At 67.2% G+C, this 20,065-nt stretch carries 22 protein-coding genes and 1 pseudogene; 10 read left to right on the top strand and 13 right to left on the bottom strand.

Annotated elements, in window-relative coordinates; translation table 11 throughout:
* Positions 1-3: 3 nt before the first annotated feature.
* The 7 genes from ORI27_RS01970 to pdxH form a co-directional block, all read right to left on the bottom strand.
* Entirely contained in the window at positions 4-420 is a 417-nt protein-coding gene (locus ORI27_RS01970; RefSeq protein ID WP_265994470.1) for a MarR family winged helix-turn-helix transcriptional regulator, read from the bottom strand.
* Entirely contained in the window at positions 410-1,861 is a 1,452-nt protein-coding gene (locus ORI27_RS01965) for an MFS transporter (RefSeq protein ID WP_265994471.1), read from the bottom strand. Before ORI27_RS01965 ends, ORI27_RS01970 begins: the two co-directional genes overlap by 11 nt.
* Positions 1,862-1,996: 135 nt before the next feature.
* Positions 1,997-3,292 carry a citrate synthase gene (locus ORI27_RS01960; protein WP_265994472.1) on the bottom strand — a complete coding sequence of 432 codons (1,296 nt, stop codon included), beginning with the start codon at positions 3,290-3,292 and terminating at the stop codon, positions 1,997-1,999.
* Between the two features lie 94 nt (positions 3,293-3,386).
* Positions 3,387-4,028, bottom strand: coding sequence for a TetR family transcriptional regulator (locus ORI27_RS01955; RefSeq protein ID WP_265994473.1), 642 nt, complete (start codon positions 4,026-4,028; stop codon positions 3,387-3,389).
* A gap of 37 nt (positions 4,029-4,065) precedes the next feature.
* On the bottom strand, positions 4,066-4,728 hold the full coding sequence (locus tag ORI27_RS01950; RefSeq protein ID WP_265994474.1) for a TetR/AcrR family transcriptional regulator: 663 nt from the start codon (positions 4,726-4,728) through the stop codon (positions 4,066-4,068).
* 29 nt (positions 4,729-4,757) lie between these two features.
* Positions 4,758-6,032: an MFS transporter gene (locus ORI27_RS01945; protein ID WP_265994475.1), complete on the bottom strand. Its 1,275-nt coding sequence runs from the start codon at positions 6,030-6,032 to the stop codon at positions 4,758-4,760.
* Between the two features lie 2 nt (positions 6,033-6,034).
* Positions 6,035-6,757 (bottom strand): pyridoxamine 5'-phosphate oxidase, encoded by a 723-nt coding sequence (pdxH, locus tag ORI27_RS01940; RefSeq protein ID WP_265994476.1) that lies wholly within the window; start codon positions 6,755-6,757, stop codon positions 6,035-6,037.
* 84 nt (positions 6,758-6,841) lie between these two features.
* On the opposite strand from pdxH, the gene ORI27_RS01935 reads away from it, so the two are divergent.
* The 3 genes from ORI27_RS01935 (at position 6,842) to ORI27_RS01925 (ending at position 9,041) form a co-directional block, all read left to right on the top strand.
* A complete protein-coding gene (locus ORI27_RS01935; protein WP_265994477.1) occupies positions 6,842-7,966 on the top strand; it encodes a citrate synthase 2 in 1,125 nt (374 codons plus the stop codon).
* Positions 7,967-8,110: 144 nt separating this feature from the next.
* Positions 8,111-8,560 carry a VOC family protein gene (locus tag ORI27_RS01930; protein WP_265994479.1) on the top strand — a complete coding sequence of 150 codons (450 nt, stop codon included), beginning with the start codon at positions 8,111-8,113 and terminating at the stop codon, positions 8,558-8,560.
* Positions 8,561-8,567: 7 nt separating this feature from the next.
* On the top strand, positions 8,568-9,041 hold the full coding sequence (locus ORI27_RS01925; protein WP_265994480.1) for a 5' nucleotidase, NT5C type: 474 nt from the start codon (positions 8,568-8,570) through the stop codon (positions 9,039-9,041).
* A 3-nt stretch (positions 9,042-9,044) separates the two neighbouring features.
* On the opposite strand, the gene ORI27_RS01920 is transcribed toward ORI27_RS01925, so the two are convergent.
* Positions 9,045-10,730 (bottom strand): FAD-dependent oxidoreductase, encoded by a 1,686-nt coding sequence (locus ORI27_RS01920; protein ID WP_265994481.1) that lies wholly within the window; start codon positions 10,728-10,730, stop codon positions 9,045-9,047.
* 16 nt (positions 10,731-10,746) lie between these two features.
* Positions 10,747-11,763, bottom strand: a complete 1,017-nt coding sequence (locus ORI27_RS01915) for an AurF N-oxygenase family protein (RefSeq protein ID WP_265994482.1) — start codon at positions 11,761-11,763, stop codon at positions 10,747-10,749.
* 166 nt (positions 11,764-11,929) lie between these two features.
* Between ORI27_RS01915 and serC the strand changes: the two genes are divergently transcribed.
* Positions 11,930-13,051 (top strand): phosphoserine transaminase, encoded by a 1,122-nt coding sequence (serC, locus tag ORI27_RS01910; RefSeq protein WP_265994483.1) that lies wholly within the window; start codon positions 11,930-11,932, stop codon positions 13,049-13,051.
* 73 nt (positions 13,052-13,124) lie between these two features.
* Positions 13,125-13,904 (top strand): septation protein SepH, encoded by a 780-nt coding sequence (gene sepH / locus ORI27_RS01905; protein WP_265994484.1) that lies wholly within the window; start codon positions 13,125-13,127, stop codon positions 13,902-13,904.
* Between the two features lie 15 nt (positions 13,905-13,919).
* On the opposite strand, the gene ORI27_RS01900 is transcribed toward sepH, so the two are convergent.
* The 3 genes from ORI27_RS01900 to ORI27_RS01890 all read right to left on the bottom strand — a co-directional run bounded on the left by ORI27_RS01900 (position 13,920) and on the right by ORI27_RS01890 (position 15,552).
* Positions 13,920-14,189: a DUF2537 domain-containing protein gene (locus ORI27_RS01900; protein WP_265994486.1), complete on the bottom strand. Its 270-nt coding sequence runs from the start codon at positions 14,187-14,189 to the stop codon at positions 13,920-13,922.
* Between the two features lie 83 nt (positions 14,190-14,272).
* Positions 14,273-15,124, bottom strand: coding sequence for a TrmH family RNA methyltransferase (locus tag ORI27_RS01895; RefSeq protein ID WP_265994487.1), 852 nt, complete (start codon positions 15,122-15,124; stop codon positions 14,273-14,275).
* Positions 15,121-15,552, bottom strand: coding sequence for an Rv0880 family HTH-type transcriptional regulator (locus ORI27_RS01890; protein ID WP_265994488.1), 432 nt, complete (start codon positions 15,550-15,552; stop codon positions 15,121-15,123). The genes ORI27_RS01895 and ORI27_RS01890 overlap by 4 nt, the downstream gene beginning before the upstream one ends.
* Before the next feature lie 137 nt (positions 15,553-15,689).
* Here ORI27_RS01890 and ORI27_RS01885 point away from each other — a divergent pair, with 137 nt between their 5' ends.
* Both ORI27_RS01885 and ORI27_RS01880 read left to right on the top strand, forming a co-directional pair.
* On the top strand, positions 15,690-15,944 hold the full coding sequence (locus ORI27_RS01885; protein WP_265994489.1) for a DUF2530 domain-containing protein: 255 nt from the start codon (positions 15,690-15,692) through the stop codon (positions 15,942-15,944).
* A 25-nt stretch (positions 15,945-15,969) separates the two neighbouring features.
* Positions 15,970-16,422, top strand: a complete 453-nt coding sequence (locus ORI27_RS01880) for an SRPBCC family protein (RefSeq protein ID WP_265994490.1) — start codon at positions 15,970-15,972, stop codon at positions 16,420-16,422.
* A gap of 5 nt (positions 16,423-16,427) precedes the next feature.
* Here the strand turns inward: ORI27_RS01880 and ORI27_RS01875 are convergent, their stop codons facing one another.
* Positions 16,428-17,279: a DUF3027 domain-containing protein gene (locus tag ORI27_RS01875; RefSeq protein ID WP_407666200.1), complete on the bottom strand. Its 852-nt coding sequence runs from the start codon at positions 17,277-17,279 to the stop codon at positions 16,428-16,430.
* A 141-nt stretch (positions 17,280-17,420) separates the two neighbouring features.
* On the opposite strand from ORI27_RS01875, the gene ORI27_RS01870 reads away from it, so the two are divergent.
* From ORI27_RS01870 to ORI27_RS01860, 3 genes and pseudogenes are all read left to right on the top strand, one after another.
* Positions 17,421-19,025, top strand: coding sequence for an MFS transporter (locus ORI27_RS01870; RefSeq protein ID WP_265994839.1), 1,605 nt, complete (start codon positions 17,421-17,423; stop codon positions 19,023-19,025).
* Complete coding sequence (locus ORI27_RS01865; RefSeq protein ID WP_265994492.1) at positions 19,022-19,513, top strand: DUF2771 domain-containing protein; 492 nt, start codon at positions 19,022-19,024, stop codon at positions 19,511-19,513. The genes ORI27_RS01870 and ORI27_RS01865 overlap by 4 nt, the downstream gene beginning before the upstream one ends.
* A 156-nt stretch (positions 19,514-19,669) precedes the next feature.
* A pseudogene (locus ORI27_RS01860) lies at positions 19,670-20,011 on the top strand (endonuclease domain-containing protein); the annotation flags it as partial.
* Positions 20,012-20,065: the final 54 nt, after the last annotated feature.

The following is a 20,065-nucleotide window of genomic DNA, read 5'->3' as shown; positions in this document are numbered from 1 at the left end:
ACCTCAGCTGATCAGGCGCGCCAGGATCGCTCGCAGCGCCTGAAGATCATGCTCGTCAAGCGTCGCGAACACCTCAGGAGCCGGATCCTCGGTGTCGTCGAGCACCGCGATCACCTCGCGGCCCGCATCGGTGAGCGACACCAATTTGCAGCGCCGGTTGTCCGGGTGGGGTTGGCGGGTCACCAGACCGCGCGCCTCCAGATCGTTGACCGCCACCGTCGCGGCGGGAGCATCGATGCTGGCCGCCTCGGCGACCTCCTTGACCGTCATCGGTTGCCGCGCCACCCGCTTGAGGATCCGAATCCTGCTGAACGGCAACCCGGTTCGGTCCACCACGGCGCGGCGCCAGCGGTCCTTGTTGTCCAACACCAGGCTCGACATCGACCGCCACACCTCGTCGGCCAGCGGGTTATCCGACATGAGCGGGCTCGATCCGGTGGGTCTCGATCAGTGGGGCCAGCCGTTGCGCGGAGCGCTTGGCCCGCGCGGAGGTCGAAACGACGGCCAGCAGCGTGATCACCGCACCCAGCCCGATGCTGACGAACCACAGCGGCCGGGCCGCCGACGTGAAGTCCACCCCGGCGATCGCCAGCGCCGAGCCGGCGACCGAACCACACAGCGCCACACCGATACTCACACCCACCTGTCTGCTGGTCGAGGTCACCGCGGAGGCCGCACCGGCCCGGTCTTGCGGCATGCCGCTCACCGCGGCGTTGGTGATCGGCGCGTTGACCATGCCGAAGCCGATGCCGTACACCGCGAAGATCGCTAACAACGCCCAGACCGGAGTGCTGGCGGTCAGGAAGGTCAACATCACCGACGCCGTGGTGATCAGCACACCCGAGACCAGCAGTGACGGTCTGGCGCCGAAGCGGCCGACCAACCGACCCGACAGCGGGGAGAAGAACAGGGCGCCGATCGCGATCGGCAGGTAGATCAGGCCGGTGTGGGCGGCCGAGTAGCCGCGCTCGCCCTGCAGGTAGAGCGACATCATGAACAGGAAGGCCCCCCAGGCGGCGAAGGCGCACACGGCAGTGACCGTAGCCGACGAGAACGGAATGCTGCGGAAGAACCGCAGATCGATGAAGGGGTCGTGACGGCGCGCCTCGTAGCGCAGGAAGGCCAGCACGGCCACTGCCGCGCCGGCGGCGATGGCGATGATGCGGGGATTGGTCCAGCCCATGGCCGGTGCTTCGATGAGCACGAACACCACCCCGAACAGGGCCAGCACCGCCAACAACTGCCCGACCGGATCGATATCGCGCATGGTGGTCGACTTGCTTTCCGGCACGAAGATCGCGGTGAGGATGATCGCCGCCGCACAGATCGGCAGGTTGATCCAGAACACCGCGCGCCAACTGATCGCCTGGATGAGGAAACCACCGACGATGGGGCCCAGCGCCATCGAGATCCCGACCACCGCGCCCCACAGCCCCAACGCCCGGGCGCGCTCCACGCGTCCGACGAATATCTGCGAAATGATCGACAATGCAACGGGATTCATCATCGATCCGCCAAGTCCCTGGACGAAGCGGGCACCGATCAGCGTGTCGATGTCCGGCGCAAGACTGCACAGCAGCGAGCCCAGCGCGAAGGTAGCCAGGCCGATTTGGAACACGCGTCGGCGGCCGAACCGATCGCCGGTCGCGCCCGACAGCATCAGCAGCGACGCCAGCACCAGGGTGTAGATGTCGATGACCCATTGCATCTGCGAGGGCGAGGCTCCCAGGTCGGTGCGGATCGCCGGAATCGCGACGTTGACGATCGTCGCGTCCATCGACACGATCAGCAGGCTCAGGCAGCAGGACGCCAGAATGATCGTCTTGCGCCGCGCGCTGAGCTCACCGACAGTTGTAATCACACAACGATTGTGAATCTACAACTGTCGATCGGTCAAGCCGGTGTGGCCGAGCAGACACAAAAGCCCCCCGACACGCCGTCGAAAGGGGGCTTTTGGTGGGGCCTCCCGCTTGCGGGGACTGTTCGCGCAGAAAAACTAGCGGCCGTCGATGGCGACGTAGTCGCGCTCGGTGTAGCCGGTGTAGATCTGGCGGGGTCGGCCGATCTTGCTACTGCCCTCGTCGTGCATCTCGCGCCAGTGCGCGATCCAGCCCGGCAGCCGGCCCAGGGCGAACAGCACGGTGAACATCCTGGTCGGGAAGCCCATCGCCCGGTAGATCACCCCGGTGTAGTAGTCGACGTTCGGGTACAGCTTGCGCTCGATGAAGAAGTCGTCGGTGAGTGCGATCTCTTCGAGCTGCTTGGCAATGTCTAGCAGCTCGTCATCGCCGCCGAGCTTGCCCAGGATCTTGTCGGCCTGCTCTTTGACGATGCGCGCCCGCGGGTCGTAGTTCTTGTAGACGCGGTGCCCGAAGCCCATCAGCTTCACACCGTCTTCGCGGTTCTTGACCTTCCGGACGAAAGTCTGGACATCGTCGTCGCCGGAGCGGATCTTCTCCAGCATCTCCAGCACCGCCTGGTTTGCGCCGCCGTGCAGCGGGCCCCATAGCGCATTGATGCCGCCGGAGATCGAGGTGAACAGGTTGGCCTGCGACGAGCCGACCAGTCGCACCGTCGACGTCGAGCAGTTCTGCTCATGGTCGGCGTGCAGGATCAACAGCATGTCGAGCGCGCGAACGATCTCGGGATCCACCTCGTAGGGCTCGGCGGGGAACCCGAACGTCATCCGCAGGAAGTTCTCCACCAGCGTCAACGAGTTGTCGGGGTAGAGGAAGGGCTGTCCGGCCGACTTCTTGTAGGCGTATGCCGCGATGGTCGGCATCTTGGCCAGCAACCGGATGGTCGACAGCTCGACCTGCTCGGTGTCCAACGGGTCCAGCGAGTCCTGGTAGTAGGCCGAGAGCGCATTGACCGCGCTGGACAGCACCGGCATCGGATGGGCGTTGCGCGGGAAGCCGTCGAAGAACCGCTTGAGGTCCTCGTGCAGCAGGGTGTGCCGCTGGATCTGATTGGTGAACTTCTCGAGCTGCTCGGTGGTCGGCAGCTCACCGTAGATCAGGAGGTAACTCACCTCGATGAAGGTCGACTTCTCGGCGAGCTGCTCGATCGGGTATCCGCGATAGCGCAGGATGCCGGCGTCACCGTCGATGTAGGTGATGGCACTCTTGGTCGACGCGGTGTTCACAAAGCCCTGATCGAACGTGGTGTAGCCGGTCTTGGCCAGCAACGAGCCCAAGGCGATTCCGTCGGACCCCTCGGTCGCGTGGACGACGTCCAGGTCCAACTCGCCGCCCGGGTACTTCAGGGTGGCGGTCTCGTCGGTTGCGGCCACATGAACCCCTTCTGCGCTTTTCGACGCCCTGCGGTGCGTCCGTACTTAGGTGAAGGTAGTCGCTATTCTGCCGACCCGCCTGCGGGGGGGTGGGTCACGGCCTCCACAGCCGAGTGAAAACGCCGTAGACCGATTCGATTCGGTCGCACAGCGCTTCGGGCTCGATCGGCGGCCCGCCCGCGGTGCCGAGTCCATGACAGGCGACCCCCATCACCACCGCCCAGGTGTCAAAGAGAATGCGGATAGCGGGATGATCCGCGGTCACACCCATCCGCCGTGCGGCCACCTCGATCGCCTCATGGTGAAACCCGTCGGTGCGGAACATGAACGGCGCGAGCCCGATCGCCGGCGCGGAGTTCACGATCGTCAGCAACAGTCGCATCCGTTCGAACGCCCCCGAATCCGGGCGACCGTATTCCGCGCTCCGGAAGGTCTCGACGTGGGCCCGGGCCAGCGCCTCGTACTGGGTTATGTCGGCGGGCTGGCGGGCGAAGCAGGCAGCCACATCGTCGGCGACCTCACCGAGAATGGCGACGATCACCGCTTCCTTACTGGGGAAGTAGCGGCTGAAGGTACGCGGCGCGATCTCCGCGCCAGCCGCGATCTGCTCGACCGTGGTGTTGTGGTAGCCCTGCTCGATGCACAGCTGGATGGCCACGTCGATCAACGTCGCCCTGGTTCGTTGCTTTTTCAGTTCCCGTAAACCCGGGGTGGCAGTATTCGCGACAGCGGCCACGTCGCCCTACCCCCCTCGCCTCTCGCGAGCCCCGACGTCAGGTGGTAGAGGATAGCGCCGATGACACTTCCACCGCTGCGATATCGGCGAATTCGGCGAAGGCCTGGTCCAGCCGATCGGCCATGATGACCGCGCAGTCATCGTAGTCGTCGGGTCCGATCACCAGTTGGCCCCAGGCGCCGGCGCTGATCGCGCCCCACACCGACACGATGAGCGCCACCTGCCGGTCCCTCGGGTCGAGGCCCATGCGGGCGGCGACCCCGATCACGAGGGGGAGTAGCCGGGCCGCCGCCGCGGCCAGCCGAAGTGCACTGGACGAGGAGATGACGTTGATCATCAGTACCAGGCGGTGGGTGGTCAGATCCGAGACCTCGCCGGACGGAACGCGCCGCAGTGCCGAGGAATGCGCGCGCGCCAGCGCGGTCAGCGGCGGAACCGCAGCGGAGATCGTGGCCAACTCGGCCGCCGCGGCCTTGACCAGGTCATCCAGCACGGTCATCATCACCGCGTCTTTGGTCGGGAAGTACCGGCTGAAGGTGCGCGGAGACACGTCGGCGGCGGCAGCGATCTGCTCGACGGTGGTGTTGTTGTAGCCCTGCTGGATGCACAACGTCACTGCGGCATCGATCAGCGTCGCGCGGGTGCGTTGCTTCTTGCGTTCACGCAGCCCGGGAAGCGCCTGCGCGATGACGTTGGCCACCTGAGCAATCGTAGTCGGAACGGCCCGATCTACGGACTGGCCGGTTGCACCCGGTAGCGGACAAACACCGGCACCGCAGCCGCGGCGATGATCACACCGACCACGACGAGCGCTCCCCCGCCGGCGGCCGCGATCGTGGTGCCGACCATCGCGGCTGCCACGCCGTGCACCGCGTCGGCCAGTCGGGGACCGCCGGCAACGACGACGGTGAACACACCCTGCAGCCGGCCTCGCACGTCGTCGGAGGCCACCTGCTGCAGGATGGTCGACCGGAACGCCGCCGAGACCATGTCGGCCGCACCACCAATGGCCAAGAACGCCATCGCAATCCACAGCATGGTGCCGGTGTGGCCGTGCGCCAGCCCACCTGCTACACCGAAACCGATCATCGCCGCACCCCACACCACGATCGAGAGCACCACAGCCAGGCCCTGACGCCGGATACGGGGAAACCAGCCGGAGAACACTCCGCCCGCCACGGCACCGATCGACATCACTGCCGCCAGCAGCGCCATGGTCGTGCCGCCCTCGATCGGGCCGCCGAAACTCTGATGCGACATCTGAGGGAACAGCGCGCGCGGCATCCCGAAGATCATCGCGATCAGGTCCACGACGAACGACATCAGCACCACCTTGTTGCCGGACAGGAAGCGGAAGCCCTCCAGAACGGCGCGAATGGCAGCCAGCCCCTTGCCGCTTCCGCCGTTCGTGGGCGGTATCGGCGCGAGTCGGTATGCCACCCAAATGGGCACCACGCAGGTGAGGGCATCGATCAGATAGAGCGTGGACAGGTCGACCCAGCGCAGCATCACGCCGGCGAGCAGGGGGCCGACGATGGCACCGAACTGGAACACCGTGAAGTTCAGTGAGTTGGCCGACGGCAGCTGGTCGCCGGGCAGCATTCGGGGTATCGCGGCCGCACGGGTGGGGCTGTCGATCGCATAGAAAACCTGCTGCACCGACAACAGGCACAGCACCACCCACACGTTGTTCAGGCCGAGCGCGGCCTGCAGCCACAGCAGCACCGAGGACAACCCCAGCCCGCAGGAGGTGATGATCAGCAGGATGCGCCGATCCATCGCATCGGCCCACGCCCCGCCCAGCAGCCCGAACACGATCAGCGGAACCAGTGCGAACACTCCGGACAGGCCCACGTACGCGGAGTTCTGCGTGAGTGCGTACAACTGCACGGGGACGGCGAAAATGGTGAGGTTGGCCCCGATGACCGTGACGATGCCGGCCACCCACAGCCGGCGGAAGTCCGGCGTTCTCAGTGGGGTGGTGTCGGCGAGAAGCCCCGCCACGCCTAAGGCTGCAGGCGCTCGATGCAGTCGCCTGGTCCCGATGTCGCCGGCCCGGCGGCTCCGGTGATGCGAACGCGATTGTGAACCCGATTCTCCCGCCCCTGCCAGAACTCGACCACCTCAGGGGCGATCCGGTAACCGCCCCAGTGCGGGGGCACCGGGACCTGCTCATCACCGGCGAAGCGTGCGGTCACCTCGGCGAGCTGAGCCAGCAACTCGGCGCGCGACCCGATCGGACGGGACTGCGCCGACGCCCACGCGCCCAGCTGTGAACCGCGCGGACGCTTGGACCAGTACTCGGCGGTCTCCTCCGGGCGGACCTTGGTCACCGCGCCGCGGATGTGTACCTGACGTCCCAGTGCGTACCAGGGGAAGGTCACCGCGGCGTACGGAGTCGCAGCGAGCTCTTCGCCCTTGGCGGAGTCGTAGTTGGTGTAGAAGGTGACGCCGGTCTCGTCCACGCTCTTGCACAACACCGTGCGGCTCACCGGTCTTCCCTCCTCGACGGTGGCCAGCACCATGGCATTGGGTTCGGCGACGCCGGCCGACTCCGCATCGGCTATCCACCTGTGCAGCAAGGCAAGCCAGCCATCGGCGAGCCAGTCCACGTCGAGATCGCTACTGCCGTCCTTTTCAACCGAGCCATACTCGACGCGCATTGCCGCAAGACGGTCCCGCTCCGCCTTATCCCCGGTCGCTCCGCTCCCGCCGTCTGGAATTCCCACGGATCAACGGTACGCCGCAAGCGTCCGCGCACCTGTCACCGACCCGTAGCAGCGGCCCACACGCCGAGTGGGAGAATCCAAGTCATGACTGTGGTACCCGACGATTTCGTGCCCGGCCTGGAAGGGGTGGTGGCCTTCACCACCGAGATCGCCGAGCCTGACAAAGACGGTGGTGCGCTGCGGTATCGCGGAGTCGACATCGAGGATCTGGTCGGCAACCATGTCACGTTCGGCGATGTCTGGGCCTTGCTGGTCGATGGCCGCTTCGGCGACGGGTTGCGCCCGGCCGAACCGTTCCCGCTCCCGATTCACACCGGCGATGTGCGGGTCGACGTCCAGGCCGGCCTCGCGATGCTGGCGCCGATCTGGGGCTACGCACCGCTGCTGGACATCGACGGTGAGACCGCACGCAATCACCTCGCCCGCGCCTCGGTGATGGCGTTGTCGTATGTCGCGCAGTCCGCTCGCGGCATCTATCGGCCGGCGGTTCCACAGCGGCTCATCGACGAATGCTCGACCGTCACAGAACGCTTCATGACCCGCTGGCAGGGTGAACCCGATCCACGCCACGTCGAGGCGATCGACGCTTACTGGGTGTCGGCGGCTGAACACGGGATGAACGCTTCGACGTTCACCGCACGGGTGATCGCGTCCACCGGCGCCGATGTCGCCGCCGCGTTGTCGGGCGCTATCGGCGCGATGAGCGGGCCACTGCACGGCGGCGCACCCGCCCGCGTGCTCCCGATGATCGAAGAGGTCGAGCGCAGCGGGGATGCCCGCGCGGTGGTCAAGGGTGTTCTGGACCGCAACGAAAAGCTGATGGGCTTCGGCCACCGGGTCTACCGGGCCGAGGATCCCCGGGCACGGGTCCTGCGCGCGACGGCCAAGCGGCTGGCGGCGCCGCGGTACGAGATGGCGATCGCGCTGGAGCAGGCCGCGCTGGCCGAACTGCGCGAGCGCCGCCCGGACCGGGCGATCGAGACCAACGTCGAATTCTGGGCCGCGGTGATCCTCGACTTCGCCCAGGTGCCGGCGAAGATGATGCCCGCGATGTTCACCTGCGGCCGCACCGCGGGATGGTGCGCCCACATCCTCGAGCAGAAGCGGCTCGGCAAGTTGGTACGCCCGTCGGCGATCTACGTCGGTCCCGCCCCCCGCTCGCCGGAGTCGGTGGAAGGCTGGAGCGAGATCGCCCATTCGCCCGTCTGACGACGATGCCGCCGCGGAACGCGCGGCGAGCGATCCTGTCGGTGCCCGGTGGTTGCATGGGGCGTGGGTGATGAGTTCCACCCACTCGCGGTGTCTACATCGGTGGCGGCCCGCCCGGGCCGGCGCAACCAACAGGAGGCTGTTATGGCGATCGAAATACAACCCGCACTGTCGCCGCACCTGGTCGTCGACGACGCGGCTGCGGCAATCGACTTTTATGTCAAGGCGTTCGGCGCGGCCGAAATCGGCCGTGTCCCTCGTCCCGATGGCAAGCTGATCCACGCCGCGGTCCAGATCAACGGCGCCATGGTGATGCTCAACGACGACTTTCCGGAGATGTCCGAGGGCAAGTCGATGACCCCGCCCGCCCTGGGCGGCACACCGGTGACGATCCACTTGACCGTGACCGACGTGGACACGAAATTTCAGCAGGCGGTCGACGCCGGGGCGACCGTGGTGATGCCGCTCGAGGATCAGTTCTGGGGCGACCGGTACGGCGTGGTCCGCGATCCCTTCGGCCACCAGTGGTCGATGGGCCAGCCGGTGCGCGAGGTCAGCTATGAGGAGATCCAGGAGGCGATGAGCCGGGCATGATGCAGACGTGAGGCAGAGTCGCCGCAAGATCCTCTACATCGACCTCGACAACACGATGGTCGACTTCGGCCATCGCATCGAGGGCCTCGATCCGGTCGTCGTCGACAAATACCGCGGCCGGATGGACGAGGCGCCGGGCATCTTCGCACTGATGCGATCGATGCCCGGCGCGATCGAGGCCTTCACCGAGTTGTCGGACCTGTTCGACACCTACCTGCTCTCGACCGCGCCGTGGCGCAACCCGTCAGGCTGGCAACACAAGGTCGAATGGGTGCACGAACACCTCGGCAGTGACGAGGAATCACCGGCCTACAAGCGGCTGATCCTGACCCATCACAAGGACCTCAACCGCGGCGACTTCCTCGTCGACGACCGGCCCAACAACGGCGCCGAACACTTCGAGGGCGAGTGGATTCACTTCGGATCCACCGAGTTTCCGGATTGGGCAGCGGTGCTGAACTACTTGCGCGACAAGGCCTGAGACCTAGCGCAGCAGTCCGGCAAGCAGTCGCCGTGCCACCGGTGGCGGGTCAACAGCGGCGGCCGCCGCCACCATGTCGGCGACATCGGTGAACTTCGCCCGCACCCGGTCCTCGGCCTCGCCGCGAGCGATCTCGGCAGCATCGATGGCACGCCAGCCAGCCGCGTCGACCAAATCCGGCTGGCGGGAGCGAATCAGCTTGTCCAGTGCCCCCGGGCGTGCGGCAGGCCCGCCGAGCAGGCCGGCGTTGAAGTCGTCGACCAGGTTCGCGACGGTCTGCATGGCGCAGGACTTGTTGGTGCCGATGAAACCCGTTGGCCCGCGCTTGATCCAGCCCGCGACGTAGACGCCGGCGACGGGATCCCCGGTGGCAGGGTCGACGACCCGTCCGTCCCGGTTGGGTACGGCGGCGGCGGCCTCATCGAACGGCAGGCCCGCGATCGGCGCACCGCGGTAGCCGATCGAGGTCAGTACCAGTCCGGCGTCGATGCGCAGCGACTCGTCGGTGCCGGTGCGGCGGAACTCGACACCGTCGACTCGTTCGGTGCCGAGCACCCGGTGCGGAGTCAGCCGGTAGGCCAACCGGATCCGCGGCCGCCGCGCAATATCGGCGGCGACGGGAAGCTTGGCCAGTATCTCCAGTTTGGCCAGCGCGAGCGGGTCGGTGGTGGTGACCAGATCTCGCTGAACCAGGGCATGGTCGTCCGCGTCGAGCACGACGTCGGCGGTCGAGGTCAGTCCGATCAGCTCGGGCAGCGTGAACGCCGAGTCAGCCGGTCCGCGGCGCGCGGCGATGACGACCTCGCGCACCGCGGAGTTGCGCAGGGTACGCAGTGCGGTGGCGGAAATGTCGGTGCGGGCCAAAGCATCCGGATCGGCAGTCAGGATCCGCGCCACGTCGAGCGCCACGTTGCCGTTGCCGATCACCACGACCCGTTCGTGGCGCAGGTCGACGGCGAGTCCGGCGAAGTCCGGATGACCGTTGATCCAGGCCACCGTCTCGGTGGCCGTGCCGGTCCCGGGTAGCTCCATCCCGGCGATGTCGAGCCTGCGATCGTTGGGTGCACCGACGGTGTAGAGCACCGCGTGGTGGTGCTGCAGCATTTCGGCGTGTGAAATATGTTCGCCTACTTCGACATTGAGGTAGAACGCGAACTCCGACCGGCTACTGATCCTCTCGAAGAGCCTGGTGACCCCCTTGGTGTTCTGGTGATCAGGGGCGACACCGGCGCGGACCAGGCCGAACGGGGTCGGCAGCTTGTCGAAGACGTTGACCCGCACACCCTTCTGGGTGAGCAGCTCATCGGCGGCGTACATACCCGCCGGTCCCGAGCCGACGACGGCCACCGTCAGGTCCGCCCCGCCCCGGCGCACCTGGGGTGCGGGCAGCACGGGGGCGAGCTTGGACGTCGGTGGCACCTTCACGTCGGCGGGCCGCTCGGGGTAGTAGGCGGCATTGAGGGCGACGAAGGGCAGTTGCTCGGCGGTCAGCCGGTTGTCCGGCGCGATCGCGCCGACCGGGCAGGCACTGACGCAGGCACCGCAATCCACGCAGGCCACCGGGTCGATGTGGAGCATCTCGGCGGTCCCGAAACCCGGTTCGTCGGGGCTGGGATGGATGCAGTTGACCGGACACGCGTAGACGCAGGACCCGTCGCTGCAGCACGACTGGGTGATGACGTGAGGCATAGGCGGCGAGTCGGTCCTACGCGGCGCTCACGACATGCGCGCGTTGCGGTTCGCTGCGGTAGCGGCTCGGTGGCCCGTCGATCTTGCAGATCCGCCACATGAGCTTTGCCAGCGGGTTCATCAGCCCGGTGTCGTGACACAACATCCGGACGTCGCCGAACATGTCACGCAGGAACTGCCGGGATTCCGGCGACCGGAAGAACAGCTCCTTGCGCACCGCTCGCGGGATGTCGAATTCCGTCCAGAACGCCTTGGGCGGCACCACGATCGCCTGGCACAGGATGCGCATGATGATCGGGACGGTCAGGGACAGGTTGAACCGCTTGCGCGCGCGCATGTGCGGCACCCGCTTGCGCAAGTACTCGTGAGCAAAGGAGATGTGGCGGGCTTCCTCGGCGACGTGGATGGCCATCACCCGCTCCATGATCGGATGCAGCGATTTACCCTCGCGCAGCACCAGCTTCTGGGTGTGGTCGATGGGTTCCTCCCCGGCGAGCACACCGAAGAAGAACGGGATCGGCAACGGCCCGGCGGCCAGCGGGATCAGCGGTGACAGCCACCGCAGCAGCCGCGGCATGCCCGGTGTGTCGGCGCCGATCCGGTTCACCATTTCCTGAAACATCATGGTGTGGTTGCACTCTTCGACCGATTCGTGCAGACAGTAGCGATATTCCGGTGAACCGTTGGGCACCCAGGACGCGTAGTTCATCAGCCCGCGCACCAGGATCAACTCGAACTGAAGACCGACCTTGGCGACGTTGGCCTGCCGCCACATGCCGATCTGGATCTGGCGGTCCCTCGGCTGGGCGCGATACCAGGGATGGCGACCGATCGGGTCGGTGCCGGGCAGGATCCAGCGCTCGTCATCGGAGACCACGGCGAACTCGGGCGAGTTCCAGTCGATATCGGTATACGGGTTGAAGTTGCGTCGCACCGAGCCCGCAGAGAGGGTGGCCAGGGTCTCCACATATTCGGTGTCGTCGGTGACCTCCATATTGCGGCGCCAGCGCCTGACCAGCCGAGTTCTCGCCATGACAGCCTCCTCAGAGAGGTTTACATTAGGGCGGATGTTGTCCAAACGGTACCGCAGGTATCGCATACCTGTCCATACCCATTTTCGGGTTTGCTGAACACCTCGGTGTCGCCTCGGTGTACCCCTCTGTTTCAAAGACCCTCGCGCGGACTCCTAGGCTGGTGGCATGGCTGATTCGCTCACGATCCCCGCCAACCTCAAGCCCGTCGACGGGCGCTTCGGCTGCGGCCCCTCGAAGGTGCGCCCCGAGCAGGTGCACGCACTCAGCGACTCCGCCGCGCTGTTCGGTACCTCGCACCGGCAGGCGCCGGTGAAGAACCTGGTCGGGCGGGTCCGCGACGGTCTGCGGGAATTCTTCTCGCTGCCCGACGGATACGAAGTGGTCCTCGGCAACGGCGGCGCGACCGCGTTCTGGGACGCTGCCGCGTTCGGCCTGATCGACAAGAGGTCGCTGCACCTCACCTACGGGGAGTTCTCCGCCAAATTCGCCTCAGCCACCACCGCCAACCCGTTCATCGGGGAGCCGATCGTCCTCAAGGCCGACGCGGGCAGCGCCCCGCAACCGCAGTCCGACCCCTCGGTCGACGCCATCGCCTGGGCGCACAACGAGACCTCGACCGGGGTCGCCGTCCCGGTGTGCCGCCCGAAGGACTCCGGGGACGCCCTGATCCTCATCGACGCCACCTCGGGCGCCGGCGGCCTGCCTGTCGATATCAGCGACGCCGACGCCTACTACTTCGCGCCGCAGAAGAACTTCGCCAGTGACGGCGGGTTGTGGCTGGCCGTGCTGTCCCCCGCCGCGTTGGCGCGCATCGAGTCCATCGCGGCCTCGGGGCGTTGGGTGCCCGACTTCCTGTCGCTGCCGATCGCGGTGGACAACAGCCTCAAGAACCAGACCTACAACACCCCGGCGATCGGGACGCTGGTGCTGATGGCCGAGCAGATCGACTGGATGCTGGGCAACGGCGGCTTGGACTGGGCGGTCAAGCGGACGGCCGATTCGTCACAGCGGCTTTATTCGTGGGCGGAGGCGTCGTCATACGCCACTCCGTTCGTCAGCGATCCCGCCCTGCGTTCGCAGGTCGTGGGCACCATCGACTTCACCGATGAGGTCGACGCCGCGGCGGTGGCCAAGGTGCTCCGGGCCAACGGCATCGTCGACACCGAGCCCTACCGCAAGCTGGGCCGCAATCAGCTGCGGATCGCGATGTTCCCGGCGATCGAACCTGATGACATCTCCGCGCTCACCCAGTGCGTCGACTGGGTCGTCGAACGTCTCGGCCAGTAGGTCCCCAGTGACCGGCGTGTCCTAACCGTTATCTTCCGGCGGCTGGGTTAAGTTCCCGACGAAGGAGGTCGACATGCGAGAACTCAGGGTGATCGGGCTCGATGTCGACGGCAAGCACATCATCTGCGAAGGTCATGACCCGGCCGACAAGTTCACCGTGCAGCTTGATGACCGGTTGCGCGCCGCGGTCCGCGGCGACCGGTCGCTGGGCCAGACCCTGAAGGACAAAGAGGTCAAAGGCGTGTTGCGGCCCAGAGATATTCAGGCGCGCATCCGTGCGGGTGCATCCGTCGAACAAGTTGCCGAGTCGTCGGGCATGGACATCACCAAGGTGGAGCGCTTCGCCCATCCCGTGCTGCTGGAGCGGGCCCGGGCGGCCGAGCTGGCCACCGCCGCCCATCCGGTCCTCGCCGACGGGCCGTCCGTGGCGACGCTGCTCGACACCATCACCGCCGCCCTGGTCGCGCGCGGTCTCAATCCCAATGAGCCGACGTGGGACGCCTGGCGAGCCGAAGACGGCCGCTGGATTGTGCAGATGGCCTGGCAGGTCGGCCTATCGGACAACGTCGCGCACTTCCGCTTCAGCCCCGGGGCGCACGGCGGCACGGTGGCTGCCCTCGATGATGCCGCGAACGAGCTGATCGACCCGGAATTCGAACGCCCGCTGCGACCGGTGGCTCCCGTCGCGCAGCTGGAATTCGAACAGCAACCGCAACCGGCGCCGACCCCGGTCGAGGAGAAGCCGGCTCCCGCTAAGCCGCCGGCCCCGCGGGCCAGGCGCGCGAAGGCCAAGCCCGCCGTGCCCGGCTGGGAGGACGTCCTGCTGGGTGTGCGGTCCAGCGGCGAGCGCTGATCCGCGGCTCGCCGGTCAGTGGGCGGCGGCCATCGCCAGTAGCGTCAACCAGCCGCCGGCGACACCGATGCCGGCGCCCAGAACGAACCAGCGTCGCACCGGGATGCGCCGCCAGCCCCACAGCGTGGGCGCCAGCCCGCCGACCGCAATCAGATTGAGCACGATCGCCACCAGCGGGTGCACTCGCACCATGCCCAGACTGAGCACCACGATCGCCGCACCGGTCACCGCAGCGACAAAGGCCGACACGGTCAGGCCGGTCCCCCATGGCGTCGACTCGTTCATGGGCTAGCCCCCTTTCCCGGGCCGCTTCGCTCCTGCCCTCCGCAGCCTACTTTCCCGGGTCGCTTCGCTCCTGCCCTCCGAACCTAGCCACCGCTGGCCCGCTCATAGAAAGCCAGCGCCGCCGCGGTGGCGACATTGAGTGAATCCGTGCCGCGTGACATCGGGATGCGGACCCGAACGTCGCTGGCCCGCATCACCGTCTCGGTCAGCCCGGGCCCCTCCGCCCCGACGAGCACCGCGACCTTCTGATCCGACAGGCCGGCCATCGCCGCGGCCAGCGTTTGCGCCGAGGAATCCGGTGTCATGGCCAGCAGCCGGAATCCGCGCCGGCTCAGCTCACCGAGATCGGCCGGCCACCGCGACGCCCGGGCGAACGGCACCAACAACGCATGCCCCATCGACACCCGCACCGCGCGCCGGTACAGGGGGTCGGCGCAGCCGCCGCCGAAGATGACGGCGTCGACGCCGAGCCCGGCCGCGTTGCGGAAGATCGACCCGAGGTTTTCGTGATCGTTGACCCCTTCCAGGACGGCGACCGTCCGCGCGCCGTCGAGCACGTCGGCCACCGCCAGCTCGGGGGGACGGCGCGCCGCCGCGAGCACACCCCGGTTGAGGTGGAAACCCACCACGTCTGCCATCACCTCGGCCGAGGCGCGATAGAACGGGGCCGGCACGGAGTCGAGGTCACCGGCCAGTTCGTCGAGGCGACGGCCGGTACCCAGAAAAGCGTGCGGGCGGAACCGCGAGGCGATCATGCGCTGGACCACCAGCACACCCTCGGCGATCACCAGCCCCTTGCCGCTGGGCAGGTCGGGCCTGCGGTCGACGCTGTTGAGGTCGCGGAAGTCGTCGACGCGCGGATCGCGGGGGTCGGTGATGTCGATGACGGCAGGACCACCGGGCCCTTCGGTCCCGCCGGAAGTCCTGTCGCTCACGCGTCTTCGTCGACGAGCCCGCTCATCAGATCCGCGGCCCGCAACAGGATGTCGCGATCGTCGCGGCCCAGGTTCGCCAGCCGGTTCAGGAGCCACTCCTGGCTGGCCCGCCGCTCGTTGGCAACCAGGTCCGCCCCGGCATCGGACACTGCGATGAGAACCTGCCGCCCGTCGTCGGGATGAGACGTGCGCACCACAAGACCGAGGTCGGCGAGCGACGCGATCACGCGGGTCATCGAGGGTGGTCGGACACGTTCCCGGTCGGCCAGCGCACCGGGCGTCATCGCCCCGTCTTTGGCCAAGGTGGCAAGGGCGGACAGCTGCGACAACGTAACCGGTGACTCCGGTCGGCGGAAGCGTAGCTGACGCGCCAACCGCATGACGGCCAGCGACAAATCGCCGGCGAGCCGCTGGTCACCGTCGTTCACGACGCAAACATTACGACACCGCGATGGACATTCGACGACGAACCGGCCAACTGCCGCGGTGCACTGCGGCCGGTGAACCCGATCGGTTACCTTGGACGACAATGCCTTCCGATCAGCGCGAGCCGAGGCGAGAGCCGATGGCCGAACCCGAGCCGCCGGCGCTACCCGCCGCGCTGCTGGATCCGTGGCCCGTGATCGTCGTCGGTGCCGTGCTGTGGGCCCTGGCCACCCTCGCCGCGTTCACGGTCGGCGATCTGGAATCGTGGCGCCCGATCACAATCGCGGGACTGGGCACCGGAGTGCTCGGCACGTCGATATTCCTGTGGCAACGCACCGCTGCCCGACGCGGCGCCCGCGGTGCGCAGACCGGACTCGGGCCGCGCGCACGTTAATCCGGACAACAACTGAGGAGAAGTGATGGCAGCGCCACTGTTACGAGCAGAGATCGATATCGACGCCCCGGTGACCCGGGTGTGGTCGCTGATCTCGGACCTGAACAACATGCCCAAGTGGAGCCCGCAGTGCCGGCTGATGAAGGCATTGGGTGCGGTTCGTCCGGGTACTCGTACCTTCAATCTGAACCGGCGCAACAACCTCTTCTGGCCGACGACGTCGACGATCACCGAGCTGATCCCGGAACGCAAACTTGCCTTCCGCGTCAACGCCAACAACACCGTGTGGAGCTATGAGTTGGAGCCGACGGCCACCGGCACCCGTGTCATCGAGACACGACACGCCGAGAACGGCGTCAAAGCCGTCTCCACCATGACGGTCAACGCGGTCTTGGGCGGCGTGGAGGGCTTCGAGAAGGAGCTGCTCGACGGGATGAACACGTCGCTGGCGCGCATCAAGGCGGCCGCCGAAAGTTAAGCCCGCTAGTCCGTTTCTGCGGTCTCGGTGACCGCGGCGGCCTCGACGACCTCGAGCACACCATCGTCATACGGGTCGTACATCGGCGATCCGCTACCCGGTGGCGGCGGGGTGTCCGAATGCGCGCCGCAACCGTATTCGAAATCCACGACGTGGGCGTCGGCGGACATCTCGTTGCAGCACACCCCGAACATGGCACCGAGCGCTCCGGCCAGCGGAACCATGAATCCGCAATCGCGACACACCCGCTTGGTCCCGCGGGCCATGGGCGCGTCGGGGCCGTGGTCGCCGTCGTGCCAGCGCTGTGCGGCTTCATCGCGCCCGCCGGCGCTGAGAACCTGGCGGCGGCCGAACCCTACTTCGTAGGCAATGTCGTCGATCGCGGGATCGCCGGTCCCCGTGTAGCCCGGGGCGAGCCGCGGATCGTCCTTCACCGGCGCGAGCAGGTCACCGGGGCTCAGATCGCCGGGCTTGACGCGTTCTTCCCAGGGCACCCAGGCCGGCGCCAGCAGGGCCGTCGGGCCGGGCACCAGCACGACTTCACTGACCGTCGCGTGGTCGGCGCCGGGGCAGGCGGCCACCACGACCGCCCACTGCCAGCCCTGGTAGCCCGGCATGTTCGCCAGGAAGCGGTGTGTGGCTGCGGTCTCGTCGTCGAAGCCGACGCCGAGGTATTCGCCCACCGTGTCGCCACTGAACTCCACGATGGCCTGTCGCGCCTGCTCCACGGCACCGCTCAGTACGGCGGCGACCGCATTCGACGGCGCGCCGGCTTGGGCGGGTGCCGTGGGTTCTGCGGAGTCGATCGAGCTGTCCATCGTCATCAATCTTGCCTCAAGGTCGGCATGCGCAGCCACACCGGTCACGTGCGCGCCCCAAGTGCCGGCATGGGGGACAATCGTTGCGTGTCTGGAACCCGGCCTGACCAACCCCGCACGAATCCGGCATTCGGGCCGGATCGCCACTATTCGCCGGGAGTGTCGGGCGAGCATCCCGGCATGGCGAACTACCCCAGCGACGGGGAAGGTTATCGCGCCTCCGGGGCCACCCGGCGGTCCAACCCCATTCCCAGTGCCAACCGATATCTGCCGCCGTTGGGTGATCAGGACCAGCGCACCGAGAACTTGTCAGGCCCGCCGCCGGGCTCACCCGGCGCCGGGGGCGCGGCCGGCGAACGCGTCACCGTCACCCGTGCCGCGGCGATGCGCAGTCGCGAGATGGGCTCGCGGATGTATTCGATGGTGCATCGGGCGGCCACGGCCGACGGCGCCGACAAGTCCGGCCTGACGGCACTGACCTGGCCGGTAGTGGCCAATTTCGCGGTGGACGCGGCGATGGCGGTGGCCCTGGCCAACACGCTGTTCTTCGCCGCCGCGTCCGGGGAGAGCAAGGGCAAGGTTGCGCTCTACCTGCTCATCACGATCGCGCCATTCGCGGTGATCGCACCGCTGATCGGGCCTGCGCTTGACCGCCTCCAGCACGGCAGGCGCGCGGCACTGGCGATGTCGTTCATCCTGCGCACTGCGCTGGTGATCGTGCTGATCATGGACTACGACGGTGCCAGCGGCAGCTATCCGTCGTGGGTGTTGTATCCCTGTGCGCTGGGGATGATGGTGTTGTCCAAATCCTTCAGCGTGCTGCGCAGCGCGGTGACTCCGCGGGTGATGCCGCCGACGATCGACCTGGTCCGGGTGAACTCACGGTTGACGATGTTCGGCCTGATCGGCGGGACCATCGTCGGCGGCGGCATCGCCGCCGGAGTCGAGTACGTGCTCACCACGGTGTTCCAACTGCCGGGCGCGTTGTTCGTCGTCGTCTTCGTTTCGCTGGCGGGCGCCTCGCTGTCGATGCGGATCCCGCGATGGGTGGAGGTGACCGAGGGTGAGGTCCCGGCAACCCTGACCTATCACGGCTACAGCGAACCGCTGGGATGGCCACACCACGAGCACGACAAAACGACCGGTGCGCCGCGACAACCGCTGGGCCGCAACGCCATCACCTCGCTGTGGGGTAACTGCACGATCAAGGCGATGGTCGGGTTCCTGTTCCTGTACCCGGCATTCGTCGCCAAGGCCCACCAGGCCAGCGGCTGGGAGCAGTTGGCCATGCTGGGCCTGATCGGGGCGGCAGCAGCGATCGGGAACTTCGCGGGGAACTTCACCGCCGCACGCATGCGGCTGGGCCGGCCGGCCATGCTCGTCGCGCGCGCCACGGTCGCGGTGACAGTGACCGCGTTGGTGGCGGCGGTCACCGGCAACCTGATTGTCGCGGCGGTGGCGGCGTTGATCACCTCGGCGTCGACCGCGATCGCCAAGGCGTCGCTGGACGCATCGTTGCAGGATGACCTGCCCGAGGAATCGCGGGCCTCGGCGTTCGGCCGATCGGAGTCGGTGCTGCAGTTGGCCTGGGTGCTCGGTGGCGCGATCGGAGTGCTGGTGTACACCGAGCTGTGGGTCGGCTTCACCGCGATCAGCTCGCTGCTGATCCTCGGCCTGGCCCAGACGATCGTCAGCTACCGCGGCAATTCATTGATCCCCGGCTTCGGAGGCAATCGCCCGGTGCTGGCCGAGCCGGAAGGGGCATCGGCGGTGACCAACCGGTGACCCGATTGGTCCGCTGGCTTCTGGTGGTGCTCGTGGTCGCGGCGTCCGTCGGCGCCGGTGTCGGCGCCTGGGCGCTGACCCGTGACACCGGATCGCGGCTGCCCGAGATCAGCGCCTATTCACACGGGCACTCGGTGCGGGTCGGACCGTTTGTGTACTGCAATGTGGTGAACCTCAACGACTGCCAGAACCCGCAGACCCAGGGCGAGCTGGCGGTCACCGAGCGATATCCTGTCCAGCTATCGGTGCCGACGGCCATCGGGCGGGCACCGTGGCGCCTGTTGCGCGTTTACGAGGACGAACGCAATTCGACCAGCGCTTTTTACCGGCCCAATACCCAACTGGCCGTGACGATTCCGACGGTCGATCCGCAACGCGGCAAGCTCACCGGGGTGGTGGTGCAGCTGCTCACCCTGGTGCAGGACCAGACCGGCGAAGTGCGCGACGCCCCGCACGCGGAGTGGTCGGTGCGCCTGGTCTGGAACTAGGGCTCTTGGGCACGAACGTCGAGTTGCTGCGGGCGGTCGCGGGATCTGAGCACAACAAGTCGACGTTCGGGCGTTCCTGTCGGTCGATGTCAGGACCGTGGCGGCTGAACGATCTGACTGGACCCTTTCTGGCCAGCGAGGCTCTCGCGGCAGGGCGTCGACGCGGGATCGGAGTCGCCGTGGGAGACCCGCACCCGCCTCGTATTGGTTGCCGCCGGTCTTGCGCAACTGCGAACGCAGATCCCCGTGTTCGATGGCGGGTGTTTGATCGCCCGAATTGACATGGGCTGGGAAGAATTTCTGGTCGGCGTCGAATTCGACGGTGCCCACCATTGGACAGACCCGGAACAGCGCACGCGGGATATCGACCGACTCGCGGAACTTGAAGCGCGACGCTGGCGGATCGTACGCGTCAGCGCGGATCTACTTCGATACCGACCTGCGGTGCTTGTGGCCCGCGTCGTAGATGCGTTGCGGGCGGCAGGCGCTCCAGTCTGACGAACGTCGAATTCTCGAGGTAGTCGGCACGGATACCCGACAACCAGTCGACGT

Origin of the sequence: Mycobacterium pinniadriaticum (assembly GCF_026242045.1) — a bacterium.
In the GTDB taxonomy this organism is placed as follows: Bacteria; Actinomycetota; Actinomycetes; order Mycobacteriales; family Mycobacteriaceae; genus Mycobacterium; species Mycobacterium pinniadriaticum.
Note: the sequence above shows the minus strand (reverse complement) of the source record. Positions and strands in the feature narration are given on the sequence as shown.